General features: G+C 41.6%; 4 protein-coding genes. 1 reads left to right on the top strand and 3 read right to left on the bottom strand.

The window, feature by feature from the left end:
• Positions 1 to 84 precede the first annotated feature (84 nt).
• On the top strand, positions 85 to 348 hold the full coding sequence (locus LKD42_RS14740) for a hypothetical protein (protein ID WP_022118680.1): 264 nt from the start codon (positions 85 to 87) through the stop codon (positions 346 to 348).
• Positions 349 to 661: 313 nt separating this feature from the next.
• Here the strand turns inward: LKD42_RS14740 and LKD42_RS14735 are convergent, their stop codons facing one another.
• From LKD42_RS14735 to LKD42_RS14725, 3 genes are all read right to left on the bottom strand, one after another.
• The gene (locus LKD42_RS14735) at positions 662 to 1,393 is read right to left on the bottom strand and encodes a TraX family protein (RefSeq protein ID WP_248836137.1); all 732 of its coding nucleotides are present in this window, start codon (positions 1,391 to 1,393) and stop codon (positions 662 to 664) included.
• Positions 1,394 to 1,398: 5 nt separating this feature from the next.
• Complete coding sequence (gene htpG / locus LKD42_RS14730) at positions 1,399 to 3,456, bottom strand: molecular chaperone HtpG (protein ID WP_248836136.1); 2,058 nt, start codon at positions 3,454 to 3,456, stop codon at positions 1,399 to 1,401.
• 139 nt (positions 3,457 to 3,595) lie between these two features.
• A complete protein-coding gene (locus LKD42_RS14725) occupies positions 3,596 to 4,084 on the bottom strand; it encodes a DUF5721 family protein (RefSeq protein ID WP_147631359.1) in 489 nt (162 codons plus the stop codon).
• Between the last annotated feature and the right edge of the window lie 253 nt (positions 4,085 to 4,337).

The raw sequence follows: 4,337 nt of genomic DNA, 5'->3' as shown, positions 1-4,337 counted from the left end.
TAAAGCAGTAAGTAGAACTCGTGAGGGTCTACATTATCTCGGTGTGAGTATATTTAATCACATTTTGAGTGGCAGGATTTGATCATGGCAAATTTCAGCAAAGAATGTATTGAGACGTTTTTAAACAAACAGCTGCAATTGTTTGATGAAAAAGTGGCAGAGACACCGCAGGAGGCAGAAGAGTTCCTTGAGGATAATCTGGCGGTCGTACTTGACAGTATCGAAGATGTACGTGACTATCTGGATGAGAGCGGAATGGATGCGGCACAGCTTTCCAAAGATGAGATTTTGCAGGCATCCGAAGTGTTTGCACTTCCGGGTGGAAAATATCTTGTAGTGCTTGCCTGAGAAATTCAGACGGAGATTTCCTGGCGAGTGTAAAGAAATGATGGAAGTTTTATAAGGTGCTGTCTGCGAAAAACAGCAGAGCATGTGCAAATAAATGTCATAAAATGATTTTGTAAAATAGGACGCCATGATGATTCGAAAACAATCTCACGACGGAAGCCTTGCTACCGTCAGTACGATTTGTTTTCGAATTCATCATGGCTATGCTGTTTTACGTTCCCTTCGGGGAATTCGTTCATTTGCACATGCACAAATTTATAGACTTTCATGAAAGCTCTATTTATATCAGAAAATGTCTCCCCAAATCAATGCTTTATACTGAAATAAGAATTGGCAACAAGAATGTTTTAACTCCCCACAGAATCAGCAGATGCACCGGATAAAACCAGTAGAAGAACCATTTGCCGGATTTCCCGCGTTTTCCGTTATAGAACCAGACAGGAATAAAAGCAAGCGGTGCAGTCGTCTCCCAGCTAAAGGCAACAGCTCCGGCTACGACCTGCTTCATCCGATCATAGCGGAAAATATAGAGCAGTTCGATCAGCAGAACACCGCGATAGCCATAATCTGTATGCAGAGCCCATGCAAGCACCATTGCCAGGATTAAAACAAGCACCTGTGCCACAGGCTGTGCTTGCATTCGGAAGTAATCGCACAGCATCATAGCAAGCAGTCCGATCAGCAGGGTGAAAAAGACGTTTTGGTGTACTGGATCAAAGAGACGTCCCATGATCGCAAGATCAAAAGGGATTTCCGAGACCAGTGCAAACAGAAAGAGGCGAAGTGCATATTTTTTTCGGTCGTGCGTGTGCAGAAATCCCTCTACTAACAAAAAGCAGAAGATCGGAAAGGAGACACGGCCGATCAGACGGAGAATACGGTCTGTGTTCCGAAGCATTTCAAAAAGAGCCGCATCATTTCGCATTTCATCTACCAAAAGGAGCCCGCGTTCGAAAACGCAGGCACCTATGTGGTCAATGAGCATGATAATCATTGCAATCTTTTTTAAAGAACTCCCGGTCAGGGAAGGGGATTGTCTGCTCATCTGTTTTATTTTGCCAGCAGCATCATGATCTTATTGCTGCGGGTGATGAATTTGGTCATTTCTTCCGGTGCAAGTGGTTTATGGCTCAGCATTGCCAGGTCATAGAGCTGTTCACACATCATCGGTACATGTTCAGAATCTTTGTGATTGAAGATATACTGAACCAGTTCATTGTTTGCATTCAGAACTAAAGTAGCAGGACCGCCGAACATGTTCGGATCCATACCGTACATATTATACATCTTCATCATATCCTGCATACGGCGTGTTTCCTCAGACAGAATAATCATCGAAGAGACAGAAGCATTTTTCAGTTTTTCTACTTTGACTTCCAGCTTATCATTGTTCAGTGCTTTGTGGAATACATCCGTCAGAGTTTCTTTTTCTTCTTTCAGATCTTCTTCGGAAACTTCTTCTTTCATATCTGCATTGACATCTGCATCGATACGCTCGAATTTGATGGTGTCATCCTGACGCTCCAGATGTGTGATGAAAGCAGAGTCGATATTATGTTTCAGGATCACAGCATCAATGCCCTGTTCTTTGAACAGATTGATGTACTGGCTCTGCTGTACTTCATCTGTGACATAAAAAAGTACAGTTTTTTCTTTTTTCTTTTCTTCTGCATTTTCTGTGCTTTCTGTTTCTTTTACAGCTTCCGCAGTATCTTCTTTTTTGTTTTCTGCAACAAAATCCTGAAGAGTCAGATATTTGCCGTCGAGGTTCTTGAACAGCAGACAGTCTTTGATACGGTCATAGAATTTATCATCTTTGATGCAGCCGTATTTGATGAACGGGCTGATATCATCCCAGTATTTCTCATAATTTTCACGGTCGGTCTTGCACATGCCGGTCAGTTTGTCTGCAACTTTCTTGCTGATATATTCAGAAATTTTCTTTACAGTACCGTCGTTCTGCAATGCACTTCTGGAAACGTTCAAAGGCAGATCCGGACAATCGATCACACCTTTTAAGAGCATCAGGAACTCTGGAATCACTTCTTTGATATTATCGGCGATAAAGACCTGATTGTTGTAAAGTTTGATCGTACCTTCTACAGAGTCATATTCTGTGTTGATCTTAGGGAAGTAGAGGATACCTTTCAGATTGAACGGATAGTCCATGTTCAGATGGATCCAGAACAGAGGTTCCTTGTAATCCATAAATACTTTGCGGTAGAAATCTTTGTATTCGTCTTCGCTGCATTCATTCGGATGCTTTGTCCACAGTGGGTGGATATCATTTAAAGCAACCGGACGCTTCTGGATTTTAACCATTTCTTTTGCAGGAGAAACTTCAACGATTTCTTTTTCACCGTTCTCATTTTCTTTCTCTTCTGTTTTGGCATCTTCGTGGATGTGTTCGATCACAACATCGTCGTCACGCAGTTCGCTCTCTTCAATGGTTTCGTATTCCGGTTCTGCGTTTGCTTTGGAGAGGAAGATCTCAACCGGCATGAAAGAGCAGTATTTGTCCAGAACTTCTCTTGTGCGGTATTCGTTTGCAAATTCAACACTTTCTTCATTTAAATAAAGAGTGATCTCTGTACCTACGGTTGTTTTGCTGCCGTCACCGATCGTGTACTGTGTGCCGCCGTCACATTCCCAGTGAACAGCTGTTGCACCGTCACGGTAGGAGAGTGTATCGATATGTACTTCATCTGCTACCATGAATGCGGAATAAAAACCAAGACCGAAATGACCGATCATTTCATCTGCATTTGTCTTGTCTTTGTATTTCTCAAGAAAAGCAGTCGCACCGGAGAAAGCGATCTTTGTGATGTATTCTTCGACTTCGTCTGCTGTCATACCAAGACCGGTATCAATGAATTTCATAGTTTTTTCTTCCGGATTTACGATAACCTGAATAGAAGCTTTGTAATCTTCCGGAAAAGTATATTCACCCATGATTTCCAGTTTTTTCAGTTTAGTGATGGCATCACATCCGTTGGATACCAGTTCACGGATGAAAATATCGTGGTCAGAATATAACCATTTCTTTATAATAGGAAATATATTGTCACTGTCGATGGATAAGTTACCTGTTCTATTTGTATTACTCATAATCGTTCACACCTTTCCAATAATCTTGCAGCAGCCAAGTTTTCTTATGACTGCCCTATGCAAGATAGTTTAGTACCGTTCTATGGAAATGTCAAGAGAAAATCAGCACTCAAATGCAGCGAGTGCTAACAAAAAAGTGTTAACTTTCTAAAGAAAGTATAAACTTCTGGATTTTCTGATCCCAGGCATGTTCCAGGGACTTATCCATTGAGAAAATGTTAAGAGATGTTCCGGTTACAGCATTCAGCCGACTATCTTTATAACGCAGATTTAAAAACAGGCCGTTGATGTCGGAGACTGTGAAAGAAGTATCTGTTTCGGACAGAAATGATTCGACTGCACGGGAAGAGAGCTGCAGGACGATCGAGAAAGAAAGCGGTGTGTGGTTGCCGCGGATCAGTTCAAAGCAGACGGGACGCAGCTGTTTCCAGCGGGCGATCGGTGTACGGTCTTTATAGAGTGTCTCATATTCTTCTTTCGTATAATAATCTTTCAGAATATGTCCATCCATATGGAAAGAGGCAAATGTAGAAAGAGAAAGCTCCGGAACGCAGAATGCATCAAAGGTACTGCGGCAGAGCAGATGGTTCATAAACAATTTTACTTCGGTTATAGGAATAGAAATCATAAGTACCTCCTGTCAGAAAGCGGACATATACAGGATTTTGGTGATATGGTCCGTGTATTTTTCAGTATAGCGGAAAAAACCGAAAAAGAAAAGAAGAAAAGCATTGCAAAATATGTGATATGTGTTATAGTAGAATGTAGTATTAAAAACCAGATAACATGATGTGAGTGTTAAGATTTATCTCAGTCGAGAAGACTCCCACTTCTGCAAGTGGTGAGTAATAACAAGTCTTTCTCAGTGGGAGTACAATCTC

The organism is Hominisplanchenecus faecis (genome assembly GCF_020687205.1).
GTDB classification, from domain to species: domain Bacteria; phylum Bacillota; class Clostridia; order Lachnospirales; family Lachnospiraceae; genus Hominisplanchenecus; species Hominisplanchenecus faecis.
Note: the sequence above shows the minus strand (reverse complement) of the source record. Positions and strands in the feature narration are given on the sequence as shown.